Origin of the sequence: Pseudomonas sp. 29 (genome assembly GCF_002754355.1) — a bacterium.
In the GTDB taxonomy this organism is placed as follows: Bacteria; Pseudomonadota; Gammaproteobacteria; order Pseudomonadales; family Pseudomonadaceae; genus Aquipseudomonas; species Aquipseudomonas neuropathica.
Genome location: NZ_PEEY01000001.1, coordinates 2146789 through 2168946, shown reverse-complemented (window position 1 = coordinate 2168946; position 22158 = coordinate 2146789). Strand labels below are relative to the sequence as shown.

Sequence of the window (22158 nt, the reverse complement as noted above, 5' to 3'; positions counted from 1 at the left end):
CTAGGGGTCGGAGAAATTATATGATTCAGACTCAATCCATGCTCGATGTGGCCGATAACAGCGGCGCTCGCCGTGTTATGTGCATCAAGGTGCTGGGTGGCTCCCATCGTCGTTACGCTGGTATCGGTGACATCATCAAAGTTACCGTGAAGGAAGCAATTCCTCGCGGTAAAGTGAAAAAAGGCCAAGTGATGACTGCTGTTGTAGTCCGCACTCGTCACGGCGTACGTCGTGCTGATGGCTCCATTATCCGCTTTGATGGCAACGCTGCTGTTCTTCTGAACAACAAGCAAGAGCCGATCGGCACCCGTATCTTTGGGCCAGTGACCCGTGAACTTCGTACTGAGAAGTTCATGAAGATCGTCTCGCTCGCCCCAGAAGTGCTGTAAGGAGATCCGACATGCAAAAGATTCGTCGTGACGACGAGATCATCGTGATCGCCGGCAAAGACAAAGGTAAGCGCGGTAAGGTGCTCAAGGTTCTTGCTAATAACCGTCTGGTTATCAGCGGTCTGAACCTGGTAAAGCGTCATACCAAGCCTAACCCGATGTCGGGCGTGCAAGGCGGTATCGTCGAAAAAGAAGCTCCACTGGACGCTTCTAACGTCGCCATTTTCAACGGCGAAACCAACAAGGCTGACCGCGTTGGTTTCAAAGTAGAAGACGGCAAGAAAATTCGTGTCTTCAAGTCGACCCAAAAAGCGGTTGATGCTTGAACACTGCTAGGTAGAAGACCATGGCACGACTAAAAGAGATTTACTGGAAGGAAATCGCACCGAAGCTTAAGGAAGAACTTAAGCTTTCGAACGTGATGGAAGTTCCACGCGTTACAAAAATCACCCTGAACATGGGTCTGGGCGAAGCTGTTGGTGACAAAAAAGTCATCGAGCACGCTGTTGCTGACCTGGAAAAGATCACCGGCCAAAAAGTCGTTGTGACCTACGCTCGTAAATCCATCGCTGGCTTTAAAGTCCGTGAAGGATGGCCGATCGGCGTCAAGGTGACTCTGCGCCGTGAGCGTATGTACGAGTTCCTGGATCGTCTGCTGTCGATCTCCCTGCCTCGGGTTCGCGACTTCCGCGGCCTGAATGCCAAGTCCTTCGATGGTCGTGGCAACTACAGCATGGGCGTGAAAGAGCAGATCATTTTCCCGGAAATCGACTACGACAAGATCGATGCTCTCCGCGGTCTGGACATTACCCTGACCACCACTGCCAAGAACGATGATGAAGGCCGCGCTCTGCTGCGTGCTTTCAAATTCCCGTTCCGCAACTGATTGGAGTAGGAAAATGGCCAAGAAGAGCATGAAAAACCGTGAGCTGAAGCGTCAGCTCACCGTTGCCAAGTACGCCACCAAGCGTGCAGCGCTGAAAGCTATCATCGTTGATCTGAACGCAAGTCCAGAAGCGCGTTGGGAAGCTACCGTAGCTCTGCAGAAGCAACCACGTGACGCAAGCGCTTCGCGCATGCGTAACCGTTGCCGCCTGACTGGTCGTCCGCACGGCGTTTACCGCAAGTTCGGCCTTGGCCGTAACAAGCTGCGTGAAGCTGCAATGCGTGGTGACGTGCCAGGTCTGGTTAAAGCCAGCTGGTAATTGCTGTCAAAGTCTCGATGTTCGGGTTCGCAAGAACCTGACCATCGGTGGCCTTGAATCTGAATCAAGCCCCTTTTGGGGCTTGATTCATTTCTGGGGTGTGTCTAGAATGACCGGCTCGCCTGAGCCCGTGTTTTTCATGCCCGGAAGTTCTCGGCGACAAGTAGTAGCCGCAAGGCTAATTTTTCTGTATTAGGAGCGTCTAGCCCATGAGTATGCAGGACCCGTTAGCGGACATGCTAACTCGAATCCGTAATGCCCAGATGGCTGAAAAGTCTGTCGTAAGCATGCCGTCTTCCACGCTGAAGGTGGCTGTAGCAAAAGTCCTGAAGGACGAAGGTTACATCGCGGATTTTCAGATCACCACCGACGCTAAGCCGTCGTTGTCCATCGAGCTGAAGTACTTCGAAGGCCGTCCGGTTATCGAAGAAGTGAAGCGCGTTAGTCGTCCAGGCCTGCGTCAGTACAAGTCCGTTGAAGATCTGCCGAAAGTTCGTGGCGGTCTTGGCGTGTCTATCGTCTCCACCAACAAAGGTGTGATGACGGATCGTGCTGCGCGCGCTGCCGGTGTCGGCGGCGAAGTTCTTTGCACTGTGTTCTAAGGGGGGATAAGCATGTCTCGCGTCGCTAAGAACCCCGTTAAGCTGCCAGCCGGTGTCGAAGTAAAATTCGCAGGCCAACAGCTTTCGGTGAAGGGTGCCAAGGGTACTCTTGAACTGAACATCCATTCGTCCGTTGAGATCGTTGAAGAAGCTGGTGAGCTGCGTTTCGCTGCTCGCAATGGCGATCAACAAACTCGCGCAATGGCCGGTACCACGCGTGCGTTGGTAAACAACATGGTCCAAGGCGTAAGCCAAGGCTTCGAGCGCAAGCTCCAGCTGGTCGGTGTTGGTTACAAGGCGCAAGCAAAAGGCACGGTTTTGAACCTGGCCCTTGGCTTCTCGCACCCAGTGGATTACGAACTGCCGGAAGGCATCACCGCTGAGACTCCTAGCCAGACCGATATCCTGATCAAGGGCATCGACAAGCAGCTGGTAGGTCAAGTGGCCGCTGAGATCCGCGACTTCCGTCCACCAGAGCCGTACAAAGGCAAAGGTGTGCGCTACGCGGACGAAGTCGTCCGTCGTAAAGAAGCCAAGAAGAAGTAGGGCATAGCAAATGACCGACAAAAAAGTTACTCGACTGCGTCGCGCTCGCAAAGCACGCCTGAAAATGCACGAACTCGAAGTCGTGCGTCTCTGCGTGTTCCGCTCGTCGCAGCACATCTACGCCCAGGTCATCTCGGCCGACGGCAACAAAGTCCTGGCAAGTGCCTCGACTTTGGATAAAGAACTGCGTGATGGCGCCACTGGCAACATCGACGCGGCCACAAAGGTTGGCCAGCTGGTCGCTACGCGTGCTAAGGCCGCTGGCGTCTCGCAAGTGGCTTTCGACCGCTCTGGCTTCAAGTACCACGGCCGCGTTAAAGCGCTGGCTGATGCTGCTCGTGAAGCTGGGCTGGAGTTCTAAGTTATGTCAAATAACGACCAAAAGCGCGACGAAGGCTACATTGAGAAGCTGGTTCAAGTTAACCGCGTAGCCAAAACCGTTAAAGGCGGCCGTATCTTCACTTTCACTGCGTTGACCGTGGTGGGTGATGGTAAAGGGCGTGTTGGCTTCGGCCGTGGCAAGTCGCGTGAAGTGCCTGCTGCGATCCAGAAGGCAATGGAAGCTGCTCGCCGCAACATGATCCAAGTTGATCTGAACGGCACCACTCTGCAGTACGCAATGAAGTCCGCTCACGGCGCTTCGAAGGTGTACATGCAGCCTGCTTCTGAAGGTACCGGTATCATCGCTGGCGGCGCTATGCGTGCTGTCCTCGAAGTTGCTGGCGTTCAGAACGTTCTGGCCAAGTGCTACGGCTCGACTAACCCGGTAAACGTGGTTCACGCCACTTTCAAAGGTTTGAAAGCTATGCAGTCTCCTGAATCCATTGCCGCCAAGCGTGGCAAAAGCGTCAAGGAGATCTTCTGATCATGGCTACCGTTAAAGTAACGCTGATCAAAAGCATGACCGGCCGCATCCCTAACCACAAACTGTGCGTTAAGGGTCTGGGTCTGCGTCGCATCGGTCACACTGTAGAAGTCCAGGATACTCCCGAGAATCGCGGGATGATCAACAAGGCTTACTACATGCTGCGTGTCGAGGGTTAATCGATGAAACTCAATGATCTGAGTCCAGCGCCGGGTTCCCGTCGCGAAAAGCATCGTCCGGGCCGTGGTATCGGTAGCGGTTTGGGTAAGACTGGTGGCCGTGGTCACAAAGGTCAGACCTCCCGTTCCGGTGGCACCATTGCTCCAGGCTTTGAAGGCGGTCAACAGCCGCTGCATCGTCGCCTGCCGAAGTTCGGTTTCGTTTCCCTGAAAGCCATGGACCGCGCAGAAGTGCGTCTGTCCGAGCTGGCTAAAGTGGAAGGCGACATCGTCACCGTGCAGTCCCTGAAAGATGCCAACGTGATCAACGTCAACGTACAGCGTGTGAAAATCATGCTGTCCGGTGAAGTGACTCGCGCTGTCACTATCGGCAAGGGAATCGGCGCCACCAAAGGTGCGCGTGCGGCTATCGAAGCAGCTGGCGGCAAGTTCGAGGAATAAATGGCTAAGCAAGGTGCTCTCTCTGCGCTCGGCAAAGGCGGTATGTCTGAACTCTGGGCTCGTCTGCGTTTTCTGTTCCTGGCGATTATCGTCTACCGAATAGGCGCACACATCCCGGTTCCAGGTATCAACCCGGACCGACTCGCAGACCTGTTTCGACAGAATGAGGGGACCATTCTTAGCTTGTTCAACATGTTCTCCGGCGGCGCGCTGGAACGGATGAGCATCTTTGCATTGGGGATCATGCCGTACATTTCGGCATCGATCATCATGCAACTGATGACCGCCGTCAGTCCGCAGCTGGAGCAGTTGAAGAAGGAAGGTGAAGCTGGCCGTCGCAAGATCAGCCAGTACACCCGCTACGGCACCGTCGTCCTCGCTCTCGTTCAGGCTATTGGCATGTCCATTGGTCTGGCGGGGCAGGGCGTTGCGTTCACTGGTGACTTTGGCTTCCATTTCGTCGCGGTATCCACTTTTGTGGCTGGTGCGATGTTCATGATGTGGCTGGGTGAGCAGATTACTGAGCGTGGTGTAGGTAACGGTATCTCGATGTTGATTTTTTCGGGTATCGTCGCCGGTCTTCCGAGAGCAATCGGGCAGTCTTTCGAGTCTGCGCGTCAGGGTGATATCAACATCTTCGCCTTGGTTGCCATCGGTTTGCTGGCAGTAGCGATTATCGGTTTCGTGGTGTTCATTGAGCGTGGTCAGCGTCGTATCGCTGTTCACTACGCCAAGCGTCAGCAGGGCCGCAAGGTTTTTGCTGCGCAGACTAGCCACCTGCCGTTGAAGGTGAACATGGCCGGTGTTATTCCGGCTATTTTCGCGAGCAGCATTTTGCTGTTCCCGGCTTCGTTGGGTGCCTGGTTCGGTCAGTCTGAAGGTATGGGCTGGTTGCAGGACATCTCGCAGTCGATCGCTCCTGGTCAGCCGTTGAATATTCTGCTGTTTAGTGCAGGGATTATTTTCTTCTGCTTCTTCTATACGGCGTTGATGTTCAATCCGAAAGACGTAGCGGAAAACCTGAAGAAGTCCGGTGCCTTTATTCCGGGCATCCGTCCAGGTGAGCAGTCGGCGCGCTACATTGATGGCGTTCTGACCCGCTTGACCATGTTCGGTGCTCTTTACATGACGGCCGTGTGTCTGTTGCCCCAGTTCCTTGTGGTTGCAGCAAACGTTCCGTTCTACCTTGGCGGGACCTCGTTGCTGATCGTGGTCGTGGTTGTGATGGACTTCATGTCCCAAGTACAATCGCACCTCGTTTCGCACCAGTACGAATCCCTGATGAAGAAAGCCAACCTGAAGGGTTACGGCAGCGGCATGTTGCGCTGAGTACCCATAAGGTTCGAGGAGTTGGTGATGAAAGTTCGTGCATCGGTGAAAAAGCTGTGCCGTAACTGCAAGATTATTCGCCGCGAAGGTGTTGTTCGAGTAATTTGCAGCGCGGAACCGCGTCACAAACAGCGCCAAGGCTGAGTGTGATTGTGCTTCAAGCCCGGTAGCTAGTGCGCTACCGGGTTGATTATTTGTTATTACAGCGATATTATCTCGCGCCCTATTTCTTGGCTTCCGGGGCGTAGGTAGCTGTCAATTGGAGTCCCACTGAATGGCCCGTATTGCAGGCGTTAACATTCCAGATAACAAGCATACTGTTATCTCGCTGACCTACATCTATGGTGTTGGTCGCACTACTGCGCAGAAGATCTGTGCAGTGACTGGGGTAAACCCAGCAGCAAAGATCAAAGATCTGAGCGACGAGCAAATTGAACAGCTGCGTGGCGAAGTGGCGAAGTTCACCACTGAAGGTGACCTGCGTCGCGAAATCAACATGAAAATCAAGCGCTTGATGGACCTCGGTTGCTATCGCGGTCTGCGTCATCGTCGTGGTCTGCCAGTACGCGGTCAGCGTACCAAGACCAACGCGCGTACCCGTAAAGGTCCGCGTAAGCCGATCCGCAAGTAATCGCCCCAGCGAATCGACAGGAATTTAATCATGGCAAAACCTGCTGCTCGTCCTCGTAAAAAAGTTAAAAAGACAGTGGTTGATGGCATCGCCCACATCCATGCATCTTTTAACAACACCATCGTGACCATTACCGACCGTCAAGGTAACGCTCTTTCCTGGGCTACCTCCGGTGGTTCGGGTTTCCGCGGTTCCCGCAAGTCCACCCCGTTTGCTGCTCAAGTAGCTGCTGAACGTGCTGGTCAAGCTGCGCTGGAATACGGCCTGAAAAACCTCGACGTTAACGTCAAGGGCCCAGGTCCAGGTCGTGAATCCGCAGTCCGCGCTTTGAACGGCTGTGGCTACAAGATCGCCAGCATCACCGACGTGACGCCAATCCCGCACAACGGGTGCCGTCCGCCGAAGAAGCGCCGCGTGTAATCCAGGAGATTGTAAAGAATGGCTCGTTACATTGGTCCAAAATGCAAACTCGCTCGTCGCGAAGGCACCGATCTCTTCCTGAAGAGCGGCGTGCGCGCGATCGAATCGAAGTGCAACATTGAAGCAGCACCTGGTATCCACGGCCAACGCCGCGGTCGCCAGTCCGATTACGGCACCCAACTGCGTGAAAAGCAGAAGGTCCGTCGTATCTACGGCGTTCTCGAGCGTCAGTTCAGCGGCTACTACAAAGAAGCTGCTGGCAAGAAAGGTGCAACCGGTGAAAACCTGCTGCAACTGCTCGAATGCCGTCTGGACAACGTTGTATACCGTATGGGCTTTGGTTCGACTCGTGCCGAATCCCGTCAGCTGGTATCGCACAAGTCGATCAGCGTTAACGGTCAGACCGTAAACGTTCCGTCGTATCAGGTTCGTGCTGGTGACGTGGTTGCAGTTCGCGAGAAAGCAAAAAACCAACTTCGCATTGTCCAAGCTCTCGATCTGTGTGCCCAACGTGGCCGCGTAGAATGGGTAGAAGTAGACACTGAGAAGAAGTCGGGCGTTTTCAAGAACGTTCCTGCTCGCAGTGATCTGTCCGCCGACATCAACGAAAGCCTGATTGTCGAGCTCTACTCCAAGTAAGGGCTAGAAAATAGGTGCATCCATGCAGATTTCGGTAAATGAGTTCCTGACACCCCGCCACATTGATGTGCAGGTTGTCAGTCCAACCCGCGCCAAGATCACTCTCGAGCCTCTCGAGCGTGGTTTTGGCCACACCCTGGGCAACGCGCTGCGACGCATCCTGTTGTCCTCAATGCCCGGCTGCGCAGTAGTCGAGGCCGAGATTGACGGTGTGCTCCACGAGTACAGCGCCATCGAAGGTGTACAGGAAGACGTAATTGAAATCCTGTTGAACCTTAAAGGTCTGGCCATCAAGCTGCACGGTCGTGACGAAGTTACGCTGACCTTGTCGAAGAAGGGTTCGGGGGTGGTTACCGCTGCCGATATTCAGCTGGATCATGATGTCGAGATCGTTAATCCCGATCACGTAATCGCTAACCTGGCGTCTAACGGCGCCCTGAACATGAAGCTCACCGTAGCTCGTGGTCGTGGTTATGAACCAGCCGACTCGCGTCAGAGCGATGAAGACGAAAGCCGCAGCATCGGTCGCTTGCAGCTTGACTCTTCGTTCAGCCCGGTTCGCCGTATCGCATACGTGGTGGAAAACGCCCGTGTCGAGCAGCGTACCAACCTGGACAAGCTGGTTATTGATCTGGAAACCAACGGTACCCTGGATCCTGAAGAGGCTATCCGCCGCGCTGCAACCATCCTGCAACAGCAGTTGGCTGCGTTCGTCGACCTCAAAGGTGACAGTGAGCCAGTGGTTGTCGAGCAGGAAGACGAGATCGATCCGATCCTGCTTCGCCCGGTTGACGATCTGGAACTGACTGTACGTTCGGCTAACTGCCTTAAGGCGGAAAACATCTACTACATCGGTGACCTGATTCAGCGTACCGAAGTAGAGCTGTTGAAGACTCCGAACCTGGGCAAGAAATCCTTGACTGAAATCAAGGACGTTCTGGCCTCCCGCGGTCTGTCCCTCGGCATGCGCCTCGACAACTGGCCGCCTGCAAGTCTTAAGAAGGACGACAAGGCGACTGCCTGATCGTCGTAATCACCGAACGTAGTGTTTGGTAAGGAATGAACCATGCGTCATCGTAAAAGTGGTCGTCACCTGAGCCGCACCAGCTCGCACCGCAAGGCCATGTTCCAAAACATGGCGGTGTCGCTGTTCGAGCACGAGCTGATCAAAACTACTCTGCCAAAAGCCAAAGAACTGCGTCGCGTTGCTGAGCCGCTGATCACTCTGGCCAAGACAGATAGCCTGGCTAACCGCCGTCTGGCTTTCGACCGTACTCGTTCGAAAGCTATCGTTGGTAAGCTCTTCAACGACCTGGGCAAGCGTTACGCTACCCGTGAGGGTGGCTACCTGCGCATCCTCAAGTGCGGTTTCCGCGCTGGCGACAACGCGCCTATGGCGTACGTCGAGTTGGTTGATCGTGCTACTGCCGGCGAAGCTGTATCCGCCGAGTAAGACGTCAGTCTGAAACAAAAAACCGGGCCTAGTGCCCGGTTTTTTGTGTCCGCAAGAAAATGCGCTGTTCATACAAGCTTCTGACATGTCTCTGTTGTCACTATGTGCCGGGAAACATAATTAGTAATTATCTATCGAAGCTTGCGAGTTAATGAATTTGTAGGTGTCACATGGATGATCGATACTTCCCAGCAAGCCGATTAGCCGGCAGTTTCAAGACTGACAGAGGAAGAAGACCGTATGAGCCAGATCAAAACGCTTACGACCGCCAGTGGCGCACCTGTCGCTGACAACCAGAATTCTCGCTCCGCTGGCCCACGTGGCCCGCTGCTGCTCGACGACTTTCACCTGATCGAGAAGCTCGCCCACTTCAACCGTGAAAACATTCCTGAACGTCGCGTTCATGCCAAAGGCTCGGGAGCTTACGGCACATTCACCGTTACCCGCGATATCACGGATTACACCAGCGCCAAGCTGTTTGAAGCTGTTGGCAAGCAAACCCCGACGTTCCTGCGTTTCTCGACGGTAGGCGGCGAACGGGGTTCTGCCGACACCGAGCGCGATCCACGGGGTTTCGCGTTGAAGTTCTACACCGAAGAAGGTAACTGGGACATCGTGGGTAACAACACGCCAGTGTTCTTCATTCGTGATCCCCTGAAATTCCCAGACTTCATTCACACCCAGAAACGCCTTCCGCAAAGCAACCTGAAAAGCGCGCAGATGATGTGGGACTTCTGGTCGCATTCGCCTGAAGCCCTGCACCAGGTCACCATTCTGTTCTCTGATCGCGGTATTCCTGACGGCTACCGTCACATGCACGGCTTCGGCAGCCACACTTACAGCCTGATTAGCGCCCAAGGCGAGCGTCACTGGGTGAAGTGGCACTATAAGACCAAACAAGGCATCAAGAATCTGGCACCGGCCGATGCCGCACGGTTGGCGGGCACTGATCCAGACTACGCCCAGCGCGACCTGTTCGAAGCCATCGAGCGCGGTGACTTCCCGAAATGGCGCGTGTGCATTCAGATCATGACTGAGGCCCAGGCTGCGGCACACTATGAGAACCCTTTCGACGTCACCAAAACCTGGTCGCAGAAAGAATTTCCGCTGATCGAAGTGGGTGAACTGGAACTGAATCGCAACCCGCAAAACTACTTTGCTGAAGTCGAGCAAGCGGCGTTCGGCCCGAGCAATATGGTGCCGGGGGTTGGTCTGTCGCCAGATCGGATGCTGCAGGGGCGCGTATTTGCGTACGCTGATGCTCACCGCTACCGCGTGGGTACCAATCACCAGCAACTGCCGGTAAACGCGCCACGCAGCCCGGTTAACACATACCAGCGTGATGGCTCGATGGCATTCGGCAGTAACGGTGGTGCAGCACCTAACTACGAGCCGAACAGCTACACCGAAGCACCGAAACAAGCTCCGCGTTACGCAGAACCAGCGCTGGCCTTGAGCGGTGCTGCCGATCGCTACGATCACCGCGAAGATACCGATTACTACAGCCACGCCGGTGCGCTGTTCCGCCTGATGAGCGACGATCAGAGAGCATTGCTGGTCAGCAATATCGCCGGTGCCATGGCGGGCGTTTCCACTGATATCGTCGATCGCCAGTTGCAGCACTTCTACAAGGCCGATCCGGCGTATGGAGAAGCAATCGCAAAGCTGCTCAACGTACAGCTTAACGAAGTCTAAACGAGAAGCAGAACCGCCCTCATCTGGGCGGTTTTTGCGTTATTTAGGCTGCTTTTCTAAGAATATCTTCGCTTTTATTGCGCGAATCGGGTGACCTTCCGGTCAGCTTGGTTCAAACTACAGACTTTCAAGTAGGGAGATGTAGGGCGATGCAAGGCCACCCAGACGTAATCGATTACCTCAACACGTTGCTGACCGGCGAACTGGCCGCGCGTGATCAATATTTCGTTCATTCGCGGATGTATGAGGACTGGGGGTTCACCAAGCTCTACGAGCGAATCAACCATGAGATGGAAGAGGAAGCCGGTCACGCTGATGCGTTGATGCGCCGAATTCTGATGCTCGAAGGCACGCCGCGTATGCGTCCGGATGATCTGGATGTCGGCACCACTGTGCCGGAGATGCTCGAAGCGGATCTGCGTCTTGAATACAAAGTTCGCGCAGCGCTGTGCAAAGGCATCGAGTTGTGCGAGCAACACAAGGATTACGTCAGCCGTGAGATCCTTCGGATTCAGCTCAACGACACTGAAGAAGATCACACCTACTGGCTGGAAAAGCAGTTGGGCCTGATCAAGTTGATCGGTCTTGAGAACTACCTGCAATCCCACACGTCCTGATTGCAATCGATACAAAAAGCCCCTGTCACTGATGAAGTGACAGGGGCTTTTTCATGCCTGGCGTTTAAGCCCGATCGCGGATCAGCAGCGGCTTGAGGTAATGACCGGTATGAGATTGCTTCATCTCGGCCACATCCTCAGGCGTGCCGGTGGCAATGATCTGCCCACCTTTGGAGCCGCCCTCCGGCCCGAGATCGATCAGCCAGTCAGCCGTCTTGATCACGTCGAGGTTGTGTTCGATGACTACCACAGTGTTGCCGTGGTCGCGCAGGCGATGCAGCACGTCGAGCAATTGCTGGATGTCCGCGAAGTGCAAACCGGTGGTCGGCTCATCGAGGATGTACAGTGTTTTGCCGGTGTCACGCTTGGACAACTCGCGAGACAGTTTCACTCGCTGCGCCTCACCACCCGACAACGTGGTCGCCGACTGCCCGAGCTTGATGTACGACAGGCCGACATCCATCAATGTCTGTAGCTTGCGCGCCAGTGCTGGCACCGCGTCAAAGAACTCCCGGGCCTCTTCGATGGTCATCTCGAGAGTTTCGTGGATGCTCTTGCCCTTGTATTTGATCTCAAGGGTTTCGCGGTTGTAGCGCTTGCTCTTGCACACATCGCATGGCACGTAGATGTCTGGCAGGAAGTGCATTTCCACTTTGATCAGGCCGTCGCCCTGGCACGCTTCGCAGCGGCCACCCTTGACGTTGAACGAGAAACGCCCCGGGCCGTAACCACGGGAGCGTGACTCGGGTACGCCGGCGAACAGCTCGCGGATCGGGGTGAACAGGCCGGTATAGGTAGCAGGGTTGGAGCGCGGTGTACGGCCGATCGGGCTCTGGTCGATATCGACCACTTTGTCGAGATGCTCCAGGCCCTTGATGCTGTCGTGTGCTGCCGCTTCCAGCGTGGTCGCGCCGTTGAGGGCCGTGGCGCTCAGCGGGAACAAGGTATTGTTGATCAGCGTCGATTTGCCCGAGCCGGACACGCCGGTCACGCACGTCAGCAGACCAATCGGGATGTCCAGATCGACATTGCGCAGGTTGTTGCCGCGCGCCCCTTTGAGCGACAGATTGAGCTTTTTATTGCGTGGCGTGCGTTTGGCCGGCACTTCAATCTTCACGCGGCCCGAGAGGTATTTACCGGTCAGGGAATCCGGGTGCGCCATGACTTCCGCCGGCGTGCCCTCAGCCACGATCTGCCCACCATGCACACCAGCCCCCGGGCCGATATCCACAACGTAATCGGCCAGACGAATCGCGTCTTCGTCGTGTTCGACCACGATCACAGTGTTGCCAATATCACGCAGGTGCTTGAGCGTGCCGAGCAAGCGGTCGTTATCACGCTGGTGCAAACCAATGGACGGTTCGTCAAGGATGTACAGAACACCGACGAGACCGGCACCGATCTGGCTGGCCAGACGAATACGTTGTGCTTCGCCACCGGACAGCGTATCGGCACTGCGGTCCAGCGACAGGTAGTCGAGACCGACGTTGACGAGGAACTGCAGACGCTCGCGAATTTCCTTGAGAATCTTGTCGGCGATTTCGCCGCGACGGCCAGTCATCTTCAGCTCGCCAAAGTACTCGCAAGCGTCGCCGATCGGCAGGTTGGTCACCGCTGGCAGCGTTTTCTCGCCAACCCACACATGCCGCGCTTCGCGACGCAGACGGGTACCACGACAATCCGGGCACGATTGGGTGCTGAGAAACTTGGCCAGCTCTTCGCGCACGCTTGCCGACTCGGTCTCGCGGTAGCGACGCTCCAGGTTCGGCACGATGCCTTCGAACGGGTGCGAACGTTTGACGATATCGCCACGGTCGTTCAGGTATTTGAAGTCGACGTTCTGCGAGCCGCTGCCATGCAGGATGAATTTCTGCTGATCGGCCGGCAGTTCGTTGAACGGTACTTCCAGGCTGAAACCATAGTGTGAAGCGAGTGAGCCGAGCATCTGGAAGTAATAGACGTTACGCCGGTCCCAGCCGCGAATCGCACCTTCGGCCAAGGTCAGATCGCCATTGACCAGCCGTTTGATATCGAAGAACTGCTTCACCCCCAGGCCGTCACAGGTCGGGCAAGCGCCGGCCGGGTTGTTGAAGGAGAACAGCTTCGGTTCCAGTTCGCTGATCGCGTGGCCGCAGATCGGGCAGGCGAAGCGCGCGGAGAAAATCATCTCTTCGCCCGGTTCGTCGTCCATCGGTGCGACAAGTGCAATGCCATCCGCCAGTTTCAACGCGGTCTCGAAAGATTCGGCCAGACGTTGCTGCAGATCGGCGCGAACCTTGAAGCGGTCGACGATCACATCGATCGAGTGCTTTTTCTGTTTATCCAGTTTGGGCAGTTCGTCCAGTTCGCAGATCCGCCCGTTGACCCGGGCGCGAACGAAACCTTGGGCGCGCAGCTCTTCGAAGACCGAAAGGTGTTCACCTTTGCGCTCGCGAATAACCGGTGCCAGCAACATCAGTTTGCTGCCTTCCGGCTGCGCCAGCACCAGGTCGACCATCTGGCTGACGGTCTGCGCTTCCAGCGGAATGTCATGATCCGGACAGCGTGGCGTACCGACGCGTGCATAAAGCAGGCGCAGGTAGTCGTAGATTTCGGTGATGGTGCCGACCGTAGAGCGCGGGTTGTGCGAGGTCGACTTTTGTTCGATGGAGATCGCTGGCGACAGGCCTTCGATGGTGTCGACGTCGGGTTTTTCCATCATCGACAGAAACTGTCGGGCGTAGGCCGACAGCGATTCGACATAGCGGCGCTGACCTTCGGCGTAAAGCGTATCGAAGGCCAGGGACGACTTGCCGGATCCGGACAGGCCGGTGATGACGATCAGCTTGTCCCGTGGCAGGGTCAGGTCGATGTTCTTCAGGTTGTGGGTACGGGCCCCACGTATCAGGATCTTGTCCAAAGTGGCCTCGCTCGGCGGGCGTCGAAAACGTAGGAGTATACGGGCAAATACTGGATGGATGCACACTATCAAGCGAAGGGTTTTTACCTTACATGAAGAGAGTTTCATCTATACGCGTCATAGCGTCGCGATATACCCCGTCTTTCGATGGGACTGGTAGAATCGCCGCCGGTTCACACGAGGTTTTTCCATGCACGATCCCCACAGCGAACGCATGAGTGGTAGCGAGACTCGCGCAGCGAGCGGTCTGGCCCTGGTGTTCGCCTTCCGTATGCTTGGCATGTTCATGGTGTTGCCGGTATTGGCAACCTACGGCATGGACCTGGCAGGAGCGACCCCGGCCCTGATCGGGCTGGCTATTGGCGCTTACGGTCTGACCCAGGCGATTTTCCAGATTCCGTTCGGGATCATTTCCGACCGCATTGGCCGCCGTCCGGTGATTTACCTCGGGCTGATCGTTTTTGCCCTCGGCAGCGTGCTGGCGTCTCAGGCAGACTCGATCTGGGGCGTGATCGCCGGGCGGATCCTGCAGGGCGCCGGGGCGATTTCAGCGGCGGTGATGGCGCTACTCTCCGACCTGACCCGCGAACAGCACCGCACCAAGGCAATGGCGATGATCGGCATGACCATCGGTTTGTCGTTTGCCGTGGCCATGGTCGTCGGGCCTTTGCTGACCCGCGCTTTCGGTCTGTCCGGACTGTTCCTCGCCACCGGTGCCATGGCACTGGTCGGTATCGCCATCATCATGTTCATGGTGCCGCGCTCCACCGGGCCATTGCAGCATCGGGAGTCCGGGGTGGCGCGTCAGGCCTTGATGCCGACGCTCAAGCATCCGGATCTGCTGCGCCTCGATCTGGGCATCTTTGTGTTACATGCCATGTTGATGTCGAGCTTCGTTGCGTTGCCGTTGGCGCTGGTGGAAAAAGCCGGTTTGCCCAAGGAACAGCACTGGTGGGTCTACCTCACCGCGCTGCTGATTTCGTTCTTCGCCATGATCCCGTTCATCATCTACGGCGAGAAGAAACGCAAAATGAAACGAGTTTTGCTCGGCGCCGTCATGACGCTGATGCTGACTGAGCTATTCTTCTGGCAGTTCGGTGACAGCCTGCGGGCTCTGGTGATCGGTACGGTGGTGTTCTTCACCGCGTTCAATCTGCTGGAGGCTTCATTGCCGTCGCTGATCAGCAAGGTTTCACCGGCGGGCGGGAAGGGCACGGCCATGGGCGTGTATTCCACCAGTCAGTTCCTCGGTTCAGCACTCGGCGGGATACTCGGCGGCTGGCTGTTTCAGCATGGCGGTCTGTCGGTTGTGTTCCTCGGATGCGCGGGTCTGGCTGCCATCTGGCTGGCCTTTGCTGTTACCATGCGTGAACCTCCCTACGTGACGAGCCTGCGCTTGCCGTTGTCGCCCGAGGCGATCCGCGAAGCGGGTCTGGTCGAGCGCCTCAAGGCCCTCGTAGGGGTAACCGATGCAGTGATAGTTGCTGATGAAGCGGCTGTTTACATCAAACTGGACAAAGAATTAGTGGATCGCGACACCCTCGAACGCCTGGTGAACAACCCGGCCGGGGCTGCTTGCGAAGCCTAGGAGAACGTTATGGCCCGTGGGGTTAACAAAGTCATATTGGTCGGCACTTGCGGCCAGGATCCCGAAGTTCGCTACCTGCCTAACGGTAACGCCGTGACCAACCTGAGTCTGGCCACCAGCGAACAATGGACCGACAAGCAAACCGGTCAGAAGGTCGAGAAGACCGAGTGGCACCGTGTTTCGATGTTCGGCAAGGTTGCGGAAATCGCCGGCGAATACCTGCGTAAAGGTTCGCAGGTCTACATCGAAGGCAAGCTGCAGACCCGCGAGTGGGAAAAAGACGGTATCAAGCGTTACACCACTGAAATCGTGGTCGACATGCAAGGCACCATGCAACTGCTCGGCGGCCGTCCACAACAGGGCGACCAACAAGGCGGTGGCAACAACTACCAGCAGTCGGCTCCGGCTCCACGCCAGCAGGCTCCGCGTCCGCAGCAGTCGGCTCCACAGCAGCGTTCGGCCCCGGCTCCTCAGCAGGCCGCACCGCAACCTGCTCCGGATTTCGATAGCTTTGATGACGATATTCCGTTTTGATTTTTCCCTGAGCCGACATCTGGTTTAGGTTCAAAGCCCCCGCATTGCGGGGGCTTTGTCGTTTTGGCGAAACATAAAACCAATCTTCGCGTCTCCACGTGAGTCGGTAAAGTTTGCCGAAGGCTCTTGAACGCCATCGCAAGCCATTCCATGATCGGCGCCGGCGGCTGGAGTACCGGCCGATCTTCTCCAGAACAGTTTGCGCGACGATCAGTGCCTGTTCATTCACAAAAACAAGAGAAACCGATGAGCAGCACTAAAAACAAGGAAATTGAGTTTCTGCGAGGGGTGGCCATTCTCATGACCATCTTTGCCCATCTCCCTCAGTTGCTGCCGTTCTTCGGTCTGTACCTGTTGAAGGTGTTCAATGTGTATGCGCCATGGACCGGCGTTGATCTGTTCTTCTGTATCTCCGGTTTCGTCGTCAGCAAGGCCTATCTCGATTACTTCGATAAGAACCGCGAGCAGAACCGCTTTGGCCTTGCGGCAACGTCTTTCTGGATCCGGCGGGCTTACCGTCTGTTGCCGACAGCCTGGCTGTGGGTGTTGATACCGCTGGCGTTCTCGATCTTTTTCAACCAGTCGAATGCGTTCCAGTCCTGGTATGAAAACTTGCGCAGTTTCACCGCGGTGGCGACGTTTTCCGGCAACCTGGCGAATCAGTACGGTGTGTTGCTGGGGCCGAACTCCGTGTATTGGAGCCTGGCGCTGGAGGAGCAGTTCTACTTCATCTTTCCGTTGTTTCTGTTGCTGGTGACGTCGACCCGCTGGCGCGTGCTGATTCTGATTTTGCTGATTGCGGCGCAATTTCCGTTCAATCGCGATACTTTCGCAGCCCCTCCCGCGCCGATGCTTTTCTCGTTCCGCCTGGACGCGATGATGTGGGGGATTCTGCTTTGCCTGTTTACCCGCACCTCGTTATACAAGGATATTGAGCCTGTCGGGCTTGGCGGCAGCAGGTTCAAGCGTTTGGCCGTCACGTTGTTCCTTTTGTACATGATGGGCGCCATCGCCGGTCAGATGATCATGGCGCCGATTGCCGTCGGTCTGATCGCGATCACGGCGTTGATCATTGTCTGGCTCGCCAGTTATCAGAAGGGCTACATCTACTGCCCGGCGCTGCTCAATGGTCTTTTCCAGTGGCTCGGTTCGCGCTCTTACGCGTTATACGTGGTGCACATCTTTGCCTACCATCTGAGCACCGAGATCTGGACGCGCGTTGCCGCCAGCAGAGACATGGAGCTGGGGGCTGCCTTCACGGTTGAGCTGCTGCTGACCTCGCTGGTGATCATGGTCGTATGCAGTGAACTCAATTTCCGCTTTGTCGAAACGCCGTTGCGGCGCCGTGGCGCAGAGATTGCCCGGCGCAGAATGGCCGGCGTTAGCGCGACCGAAACGGCCAGAGAAAAACCATCTGTGGAAAAGCCTGCCCGCTCGGTGGATATTGCCTGACCCGGCACAGCAACGAAAAAACCCGCAGCGCGCAAACGCTGCGGGGTTTTTTAGTGTCGGGCAGACCTCTGCCGCGCAAGTCAGTCGAGGATCAGGTGTGGCAGAAACCGGCTCGAATCCTTGGTGATCAAACTGTTGTCTTCCCGCACCCCAATCCCTGCGGCCTGATCGCCAACTACCCACGAACCGATCAGCGTGTAGCTGTCGCCAAACTTCGGCAACGGCGCAAACTCCTGCAGGATAAATGGCGCATCCGTGTAGGGTCCGTCCTCTTTGACGATCAGACCATCCGTCGTTTGCAGCTCAATGTTGGCGCCTTCCCGAGAAAAATACGGCTTGCGTACCCAGCCCTTGGGCACGGCGCTGGCCGGGTTAGGGTCGAGATGCGCCGCCAGCAGATTCGGATGCCCTTTGTGCAGTTCCCACAGTAATGGCAGTGCACCCTTGTTCGACAGAATCGCCTTCCACGCCGGTTCGAAAAACTGCGTATCGCACTCGGCAATCGCCGCGCCGAAGGGCTCGTGGAAGATGAATTCCCAGGCATGCAGTTTGAACAGGTGCGGGATCCAGCGATCTTCCAGGTCGACGAAGCGCCCTTCAGCCGTCAAACCGATGTCTTCGATATCGATGTGCCGCGACTCGATGCCGACTTTCTCGGCGATCAGCCGCAGATAATCCGTTGTGCCCTTGTCCTCGACCGAGTCTTTCATCGAGGCAAAGTAGAACGGCCGCTTCAGTTGTAATTCGGCGAAGGCCTGATGCAGATGGGTGTCGATGCTGTTGAACTGGTCGGCATGACGCGGCAGCGTGCCGCGCTCGATGCATTGTTCCAGCCAGCCCCACTGGAACGCCGCCGCTTCATAAAGACTGGTCGGCGTGTCGTAGTTGAGCTCCAGCAGCTTCGCCGGGCCGTTGCCGCTGTAGGAAAAGTCCATGCGTCCATACAGATGCGGATGACCTTCCCGCCAGGACGTGCGGATCATGTCGTAGTACGCCGCCGGGATGCTCAGGCGATCTAGCAACTCTTCGCTGTTAACTACACGGTCGACCAGATCCATGCACATCTCGTGCAGTTCGGTGGTCGGGTCCTCAAGATCGTTTTCGATTTGCGCGAGCGTGAACTGGTAGTACGCGCTTTCGTCCCAGTACGGCTCATCGTCGATGGTGTGAAACATGAAACCGAGGCTCTCGGCGGTCTGTTTCCAGTCGGGGCGCTCGGCGCAGAGGATCTTCTTCATCGTCAGCTGCTCGAACGACCAGAACCAGAACTGCTGCCCCAACCACCCCAGCCGCTACGGGCACTGGACTGGCTGCCGAAGCCGCCGCGTGAGGTCGAAGAAGCCACGTTGACCGGTTTGCTTTTGCTGCTTTCGTAATCCGTTTGGCTGCGCGTCGTGGTTTCGGCTCTGCGGTACTGCGTCGAGGTGTTGTACGGCTGGCGCGTTTCGCGATCGCGGTAAACCGTGCGTTCGGCGTTGTTGCTCATCGCGTTGCCGATCAGCCAGCCGGTCAGCCAACCGTTGCCACCGCCACTGGAGGTGTGCGAAGTGTTTTGCACACTCTGCACAGCCGCCGCATCACCCGCAGGCATTTGCGCGCCGGCGATGGCGTCAAGATTCTGCGCCGGCTCACCGTCTTTCGGCACTTTGAAGCCGCCGAGTCTCGGCACGAAGCGGCCGTCAGAATTCTTCTGGCACCAGTCAGCGGCAAAGTCCGCGTCGCACTTGGCCTTGTTGTCGTACGCCGGGGCAATGCGCCGATGTTCGGTCAGGGCGGCGACGTAAGCGTTGGAGCAGACATCAGCGGCCACTTCGGCGTCGACGCACTGTTCCACATTCTGGAAACTGCGTGGTTGATCTGCGGCTGTCGCCTGGCCGGAAATGGCCATCGCCACCGAGGCGGCGAGGGACAACTGAACGTATTTGCTGCGTTTCATCTAAGGCTTCCTGCCGATCAGTTGGACGGTGTCATGCACGCGGCGTTGAGCATGCCGACGCTGATCGCGACCGCAGCGACATAGATACCCGAAGCCACTTCGCCGTTGGCGATGCGCTGGGATGTGCCTTTGAGCACCAGGCCCGTGGCGAGGAATGCCAGCAGTTGCACCACCGCGGCAATCACCGCCCAGAGCACGAAGTCGAGGACGTTGACCGAAAACGCAATCACGTTACTGGCCGGAATCGCGAAGCCGATGATCGCGCCGGACAGGGCGATGGCGGCGGCAACGTTGCCGGAGCGGATCAGGTCGAACTCTTTGTGCGGCGTGATGCGGGTATAGACAAATTGAAACAGCATGAACAGCAGCACGGCGCCGATGAGGTAGACGACGAAACCGACCAGCGCGGTTTTGTTCAGGGAAACGGCCAGCACTTCCAGCATGAAAAACTTCCTTTTTAAATGGTGCTCAGATCTGTCGTGTACAGCGAAATGCCGAGCGAGGTGCTCAGGCTGACGGTGCCTTCTTCGTCCTGTTCGACGGAGAACAGCAGCAATTCGCGGCGATCGGTCAGGCCGGTCTCGCGCGCATAAAGCATGGAGTGGTGTTCGATGGTGTAGCTCTCGTCCGGATTGACCACTTGTTCGGTCATCGGTACGAGTTCGGTCTGGCCTTGTTCGGTGCCCCACTCGCGGGTGTATTCGACACCGTCGTGGCTGTAGGCGGGCAGACCGATCGAGCTGTTGGGGCCGGCCAGGCGTTGCAGTTCGGCGTCACTGTTGACGGTCACGTAACTGAGGTAGTTGAACAGGGTGACCGATTCGATCTGGTCGTCACCGGTGACGTGGATCTGCAGCCAGAAATCCTCGTCGTTCATGTAATAGCGGTGCAGTTTGTTGGACTGGCCGAGGTCGACCCAGCCATGGCTCCAGATCGCCTGATCGAAGGGCACCCGCACCGTGGTCGAGCCATCGAGCAGCAGCGCCAGGGTTGTATCGAACCTGACGGCCTTGCCTTGCGCCATGCCGAGTGGGCCACTGGCAACGGTCGGTGTTGGCGCAGCGGTCTGCCAGTTGCTGGTGCCCAGCAAGTCTTTAAACCATCCCATGGGTACGTTCCTTGAAGCGGGTGGAGGTGTTCGTCGGCGAAAAAAGCGTGGCTAGTGTACCGGGCTGAGCGATCAACGACACGCCACAAACCATGTGGGAGCGAGCCTGCTCGCGAAAGCGTCATGTCAGCTGACTCATATGCCGACTGATACTCCGTCTTCGCGAGCAGGCTCGCTCCCACAGGTTTCGTGCAAATGCTTACTGCGAGGACTTCTGCTTCAGACGCTCAAGAATCGCATTGGCGCTGCCTTCGTTCGGCGTGATGCCGGCGTCGCGCAGTTTGCGTTCCAGATCGTTGCCGGTCGAGGCGTCAGCCAGTTCGTCCGCCGCGCTCAGCTCGGCAGCACGTTGCTGCTGCTTGGCCTGCAGACGGTTCAACGTACCGACGGCAGTTTCCAGTTTGCCATTGGCGCCGCCGCTGGCGATGGAAGCGCTGACCTGAGCTTTCTGCACGCTTTCACGGGCCTTGGCCATGTCCACTTGCTGGCGCAGGCTCTTGATCCGCGACTCGGCTTTGCTGATGTCTTTGCGCATGTTTTCGGCGTAAGTACCGAATTCGTCGCTCTGCTTTTTCTCAACATCCAGCTCGTTGGTCAGGGTCGAAATCGCTTCGGCCACTTCCAGTGCCAGGTCTTCACGGCCAGCGTTCAGCGCCGAGACGGCTTTGGCCTCCAGATCCTTGATCTTGGCGTCGTACTCGCTTACGCGGTCGGCGGCCAGTTTGTGTTTAGCCATGATGGTGACCAGTTCGCGACGGGCGTTCGACAGCGCGCTGTCGGCATCGCGGATTTCCTGATCGAGGATGCGCAGGGCCTGTTGGTCCGCGATCGCTTCGCCGACTTCATTGGCGCCGCCGCGCAGTGCGGTGAACAACTTGCTCCAGATGGACTGAGTCATTGGATATTCCCTGTTGATTACTTGAAGAAGTGTTCGAAGGCTTCGCTCGCGCGCTGCACGTTGTCGACCAGGGTTTTCACCTCGGTAACAACGTTGGTCAGGCTCGAGTCGGCGCTGAGGGCGCCAAACATGTTGTAAACGGTCTGCCCGTTCGGCATCGACTCGATCCCGATCGACGACAGCGGGAACATTTCCCGGCTGCGCAACACGGCATCGTTGAAGGCGCGCACGTCGCTGATCGAATCGATGTCCACCAGCACGGTGTCGACGATGATCTGCTGGCCGGCCAGGGCGATGTGAATCGGCAGACCGCCGAATTCGTTCATTTCCAGCTTGATGCTGGGTTCGGAGCTCTGGATCAGCGACAGCGTGATTTCTTGCGAAGCCACCTCGTCGAGGGCCTTGAGGGCGTTGAAGAGGCTATCGATGGTCCAGTTGTTGCCTGCGCTCATGTAATTCTCCGACATGAAAGAGCCAGCCAGAATCGGTTGGCGTAGCTGTTGCTCCATTTGCTTGAGCAAGCTTCGGTTTTCGGGAAGCACCCAAGTTTCGTGTTTCACATAACCCGCTGCGGCCAGGCCTGCGCGCATCTGCTTCATATAGAAACTCGAAGGTTTTTTCGCAGACGGTTTCGCGCGCTCCCCCTTGGGACTCTCTGATTTCGCGGTGGGGGAACGGCTTTTCATGGCAATGGCTCGGTTATGGACATCTCACGCGTGAGCCACACTACAA

Annotated in this window: 29 protein-coding genes; 22 read left to right on the top strand and 7 right to left on the bottom strand. The window is 56.8% G+C overall.

The genetic code is table 11. The annotated features are described in order from the left end of the window. Positions 1–20: 20 nt before the first annotated feature. The 19 genes from rplN to bfr all read left to right on the top strand — a co-directional run bounded on the left by rplN (position 21) and on the right by bfr (position 11011). Entirely contained in the window at positions 21–389 is a 369-nt protein-coding gene (rplN, locus tag CLU80_RS10125; RefSeq protein ID WP_002555479.1) for a 50S ribosomal protein L14, read from the top strand. 11 nt (positions 390–400) lie between these two features. Next, positions 401–715 (top strand): 50S ribosomal protein L24, encoded by a 315-nt coding sequence (gene rplX / locus CLU80_RS10120; RefSeq protein ID WP_008081905.1) that lies wholly within the window; start codon positions 401–403, stop codon positions 713–715. Between the two features lie 20 nt (positions 716–735). Then, positions 736–1275, top strand: a complete 540-nt coding sequence (gene rplE / locus CLU80_RS10115) for a 50S ribosomal protein L5 (RefSeq protein WP_003176415.1) — start codon at positions 736–738, stop codon at positions 1273–1275. A gap of 13 nt (positions 1276–1288) precedes the next feature. After that, complete coding sequence (gene rpsN / locus CLU80_RS10110; RefSeq protein WP_003228726.1) at positions 1289–1594, top strand: 30S ribosomal protein S14; 306 nt, start codon at positions 1289–1291, stop codon at positions 1592–1594. 209 nt (positions 1595–1803) lie between these two features. Beyond that, positions 1804–2196 (top strand): 30S ribosomal protein S8, encoded by a 393-nt coding sequence (rpsH, locus tag CLU80_RS10105; protein ID WP_007918458.1) that lies wholly within the window; start codon positions 1804–1806, stop codon positions 2194–2196. A 12-nt stretch (positions 2197–2208) separates the two neighbouring features. Continuing rightward, the gene (gene rplF / locus CLU80_RS10100; RefSeq protein ID WP_003176412.1) at positions 2209–2742 is read left to right on the top strand and encodes a 50S ribosomal protein L6; all 534 of its coding nucleotides are present in this window, start codon (positions 2209–2211) and stop codon (positions 2740–2742) included. Between the two features lie 10 nt (positions 2743–2752). Then, positions 2753–3103 (top strand): 50S ribosomal protein L18, encoded by a 351-nt coding sequence (gene rplR / locus CLU80_RS10095; RefSeq protein WP_003186037.1) that lies wholly within the window; start codon positions 2753–2755, stop codon positions 3101–3103. A gap of 3 nt (positions 3104–3106) precedes the next feature. Beyond that, entirely contained in the window at positions 3107–3607 is a 501-nt protein-coding gene (gene rpsE / locus CLU80_RS10090; protein ID WP_003186035.1) for a 30S ribosomal protein S5, read from the top strand. Positions 3608–3609: 2 nt separating this feature from the next. After that, positions 3610–3786 (top strand): 50S ribosomal protein L30, encoded by a 177-nt coding sequence (gene rpmD, locus CLU80_RS10085; RefSeq protein WP_003176408.1) that lies wholly within the window; start codon positions 3610–3612, stop codon positions 3784–3786. A gap of 3 nt (positions 3787–3789) precedes the next feature. Next, positions 3790–4227, top strand: a complete 438-nt coding sequence (rplO, locus tag CLU80_RS10080; protein ID WP_003228720.1) for a 50S ribosomal protein L15 — start codon at positions 3790–3792, stop codon at positions 4225–4227. Next, positions 4228–5556: a preprotein translocase subunit SecY gene (secY, locus tag CLU80_RS10075; protein WP_003228718.1), complete on the top strand. Its 1329-nt coding sequence runs from the start codon at positions 4228–4230 to the stop codon at positions 5554–5556. It begins immediately after the preceding gene. A 27-nt stretch (positions 5557–5583) separates the two neighbouring features. Continuing rightward, on the top strand, positions 5584–5700 hold the full coding sequence (gene rpmJ / locus CLU80_RS10070) for a 50S ribosomal protein L36 (RefSeq protein WP_002555468.1): 117 nt from the start codon (positions 5584–5586) through the stop codon (positions 5698–5700). 130 nt (positions 5701–5830) lie between these two features. After that, complete coding sequence (rpsM, locus tag CLU80_RS10065) at positions 5831–6187, top strand: 30S ribosomal protein S13 (protein ID WP_003186020.1); 357 nt, start codon at positions 5831–5833, stop codon at positions 6185–6187. Between the two features lie 30 nt (positions 6188–6217). Then, positions 6218–6607: a 30S ribosomal protein S11 gene (gene rpsK, locus CLU80_RS10060; protein WP_002555466.1), complete on the top strand. Its 390-nt coding sequence runs from the start codon at positions 6218–6220 to the stop codon at positions 6605–6607. An 18-nt stretch (positions 6608–6625) separates the two neighbouring features. Then, positions 6626–7246 carry a 30S ribosomal protein S4 gene (rpsD, locus tag CLU80_RS10055; protein WP_003176404.1) on the top strand — a complete coding sequence of 207 codons (621 nt, stop codon included), beginning with the start codon at positions 6626–6628 and terminating at the stop codon, positions 7244–7246. A gap of 22 nt (positions 7247–7268) precedes the next feature. Continuing rightward, on the top strand, positions 7269–8270 hold the full coding sequence (locus CLU80_RS10050) for a DNA-directed RNA polymerase subunit alpha (protein ID WP_003186012.1): 1002 nt from the start codon (positions 7269–7271) through the stop codon (positions 8268–8270). 42 nt (positions 8271–8312) lie between these two features. After that, positions 8313–8699: a 50S ribosomal protein L17 gene (gene rplQ, locus CLU80_RS10045; protein ID WP_003176402.1), complete on the top strand. Its 387-nt coding sequence runs from the start codon at positions 8313–8315 to the stop codon at positions 8697–8699. 240 nt (positions 8700–8939) lie between these two features. Further along, positions 8940–10394: a catalase gene (locus CLU80_RS10040; protein ID WP_093434406.1), complete on the top strand. Its 1455-nt coding sequence runs from the start codon at positions 8940–8942 to the stop codon at positions 10392–10394. Positions 10395–10543: 149 nt separating this feature from the next. Further along, positions 10544–11011 (top strand): bacterioferritin, encoded by a 468-nt coding sequence (gene bfr / locus CLU80_RS10035; protein WP_047303712.1) that lies wholly within the window; start codon positions 10544–10546, stop codon positions 11009–11011. Between the two features lie 64 nt (positions 11012–11075). Here bfr and uvrA read toward each other — a convergent pair whose 3' ends face one another. Beyond that, positions 11076–13910, bottom strand: a complete 2835-nt coding sequence (gene uvrA, locus CLU80_RS10030; protein ID WP_099757309.1) for an excinuclease ABC subunit UvrA — start codon at positions 13908–13910, stop codon at positions 11076–11078. 190 nt (positions 13911–14100) lie between these two features. Between uvrA and CLU80_RS10025 the strand changes: the two genes are divergently transcribed. From CLU80_RS10025 to CLU80_RS10015, 3 genes are all read left to right on the top strand, one after another. Beyond that, entirely contained in the window at positions 14101–15498 is a 1398-nt protein-coding gene (locus tag CLU80_RS10025; RefSeq protein ID WP_093434412.1) for an MFS transporter, read from the top strand. 9 nt (positions 15499–15507) lie between these two features. Beyond that, positions 15508–16032 carry a single-stranded DNA-binding protein gene (locus tag CLU80_RS10020; protein ID WP_008081898.1) on the top strand — a complete coding sequence of 175 codons (525 nt, stop codon included), beginning with the start codon at positions 15508–15510 and terminating at the stop codon, positions 16030–16032. Positions 16033–16158: 126 nt separating this feature from the next. Next, positions 16159–17484 carry an acyltransferase family protein gene (locus CLU80_RS10015; RefSeq protein WP_286079721.1) on the top strand — a complete coding sequence of 442 codons (1326 nt, stop codon included), beginning with the start codon at positions 16159–16161 and terminating at the stop codon, positions 17482–17484. A gap of 80 nt (positions 17485–17564) precedes the next feature. Here CLU80_RS10015 and CLU80_RS10010 read toward each other — a convergent pair whose 3' ends face one another. The 6 genes from CLU80_RS10010 to CLU80_RS09985 all read right to left on the bottom strand — a co-directional run bounded on the left by CLU80_RS10010 (position 17565) and on the right by CLU80_RS09985 (position 22112). Further along, positions 17565–18722, bottom strand: coding sequence for a glutathionylspermidine synthase family protein (locus CLU80_RS10010; protein ID WP_099757307.1), 1158 nt, complete (start codon positions 18720–18722; stop codon positions 17565–17567). A 2-nt stretch (positions 18723–18724) separates the two neighbouring features. Then, positions 18725–19420 carry a DUF1190 domain-containing protein gene (locus tag CLU80_RS10005; RefSeq protein ID WP_099757306.1) on the bottom strand — a complete coding sequence of 232 codons (696 nt, stop codon included), beginning with the start codon at positions 19418–19420 and terminating at the stop codon, positions 18725–18727. 17 nt (positions 19421–19437) lie between these two features. Further along, positions 19438–19863 (bottom strand): DUF350 domain-containing protein, encoded by a 426-nt coding sequence (locus CLU80_RS10000; RefSeq protein WP_099757305.1) that lies wholly within the window; start codon positions 19861–19863, stop codon positions 19438–19440. Between the two features lie 14 nt (positions 19864–19877). Next, positions 19878–20528: a DUF2491 family protein gene (locus CLU80_RS09995; protein WP_093434420.1), complete on the bottom strand. Its 651-nt coding sequence runs from the start codon at positions 20526–20528 to the stop codon at positions 19878–19880. A 199-nt stretch (positions 20529–20727) separates the two neighbouring features. Continuing rightward, positions 20728–21426: a PspA/IM30 family protein gene (locus CLU80_RS09990; RefSeq protein WP_016983574.1), complete on the bottom strand. Its 699-nt coding sequence runs from the start codon at positions 21424–21426 to the stop codon at positions 20728–20730. 17 nt (positions 21427–21443) lie between these two features. After that, positions 21444–22112 carry a YjfI family protein gene (locus CLU80_RS09985; protein ID WP_093434422.1) on the bottom strand — a complete coding sequence of 223 codons (669 nt, stop codon included), beginning with the start codon at positions 22110–22112 and terminating at the stop codon, positions 21444–21446. Positions 22113–22158: the final 46 nt, after the last annotated feature.

Coding starts and splice junctions, on each gene's coding strand:
- rplN (WP_002555479.1), top strand. CDS start 21: ATGATTCAGACTCAATCCATGCTCGATGTGGCCGATAACAGCGGCGCT.
- rplX (WP_008081905.1), top strand. CDS start 401: ATGCAAAAGATTCGTCGTGACGACGAGATCATCGTGATCGCCGGCAAA.
- rplE (WP_003176415.1), top strand. CDS start 736: ATGGCACGACTAAAAGAGATTTACTGGAAGGAAATCGCACCGAAGCTT.
- rpsN (WP_003228726.1), top strand. CDS start 1,289: ATGGCCAAGAAGAGCATGAAAAACCGTGAGCTGAAGCGTCAGCTCACC.
- rpsH (WP_007918458.1), top strand. CDS start 1,804: ATGAGTATGCAGGACCCGTTAGCGGACATGCTAACTCGAATCCGTAAT.
- rplF (WP_003176412.1), top strand. CDS start 2,209: ATGTCTCGCGTCGCTAAGAACCCCGTTAAGCTGCCAGCCGGTGTCGAA.
- rplR (WP_003186037.1), top strand. CDS start 2,753: ATGACCGACAAAAAAGTTACTCGACTGCGTCGCGCTCGCAAAGCACGC.
- rpsE (WP_003186035.1), top strand. CDS start 3,107: ATGTCAAATAACGACCAAAAGCGCGACGAAGGCTACATTGAGAAGCTG.
- rpmD (WP_003176408.1), top strand. CDS start 3,610: ATGGCTACCGTTAAAGTAACGCTGATCAAAAGCATGACCGGCCGCATC.
- rplO (WP_003228720.1), top strand. CDS start 3,790: ATGAAACTCAATGATCTGAGTCCAGCGCCGGGTTCCCGTCGCGAAAAG.
- secY (WP_003228718.1), top strand. CDS start 4,228: ATGGCTAAGCAAGGTGCTCTCTCTGCGCTCGGCAAAGGCGGTATGTCT.
- rpmJ (WP_002555468.1), top strand. CDS start 5,584: ATGAAAGTTCGTGCATCGGTGAAAAAGCTGTGCCGTAACTGCAAGATT.
- rpsM (WP_003186020.1), top strand. CDS start 5,831: ATGGCCCGTATTGCAGGCGTTAACATTCCAGATAACAAGCATACTGTT.
- rpsK (WP_002555466.1), top strand. CDS start 6,218: ATGGCAAAACCTGCTGCTCGTCCTCGTAAAAAAGTTAAAAAGACAGTG.
- rpsD (WP_003176404.1), top strand. CDS start 6,626: ATGGCTCGTTACATTGGTCCAAAATGCAAACTCGCTCGTCGCGAAGGC.
- CLU80_RS10050 (WP_003186012.1), top strand. CDS start 7,269: ATGCAGATTTCGGTAAATGAGTTCCTGACACCCCGCCACATTGATGTG.
- rplQ (WP_003176402.1), top strand. CDS start 8,313: ATGCGTCATCGTAAAAGTGGTCGTCACCTGAGCCGCACCAGCTCGCAC.
- CLU80_RS10040 (WP_093434406.1), top strand. CDS start 8,940: ATGAGCCAGATCAAAACGCTTACGACCGCCAGTGGCGCACCTGTCGCT.
- bfr (WP_047303712.1), top strand. CDS start 10,544: ATGCAAGGCCACCCAGACGTAATCGATTACCTCAACACGTTGCTGACC.
- CLU80_RS10025 (WP_093434412.1), top strand. CDS start 14,101: ATGCACGATCCCCACAGCGAACGCATGAGTGGTAGCGAGACTCGCGCA.
- CLU80_RS10020 (WP_008081898.1), top strand. CDS start 15,508: ATGGCCCGTGGGGTTAACAAAGTCATATTGGTCGGCACTTGCGGCCAG.
- CLU80_RS10010 (WP_099757307.1), bottom strand. CDS start 18,722: ATGAAGAAGATCCTCTGCGCCGAGCGCCCCGACTGGAAACAGACCGCC.
- CLU80_RS10005 (WP_099757306.1), bottom strand. CDS start 19,420: ATGAAACGCAGCAAATACGTTCAGTTGTCCCTCGCCGCCTCGGTGGCG.
- CLU80_RS10000 (WP_099757305.1), bottom strand. CDS start 19,863: ATGCTGGAAGTGCTGGCCGTTTCCCTGAACAAAACCGCGCTGGTCGGT.
- CLU80_RS09995 (WP_093434420.1), bottom strand. CDS start 20,528: ATGGGATGGTTTAAAGACTTGCTGGGCACCAGCAACTGGCAGACCGCT.
- CLU80_RS09990 (WP_016983574.1), bottom strand. CDS start 21,426: ATGACTCAGTCCATCTGGAGCAAGTTGTTCACCGCACTGCGCGGCGGC.
- CLU80_RS09985 (WP_093434422.1), bottom strand. CDS start 22,112: ATGAAAAGCCGTTCCCCCACCGCGAAATCAGAGAGTCCCAAGGGGGAG.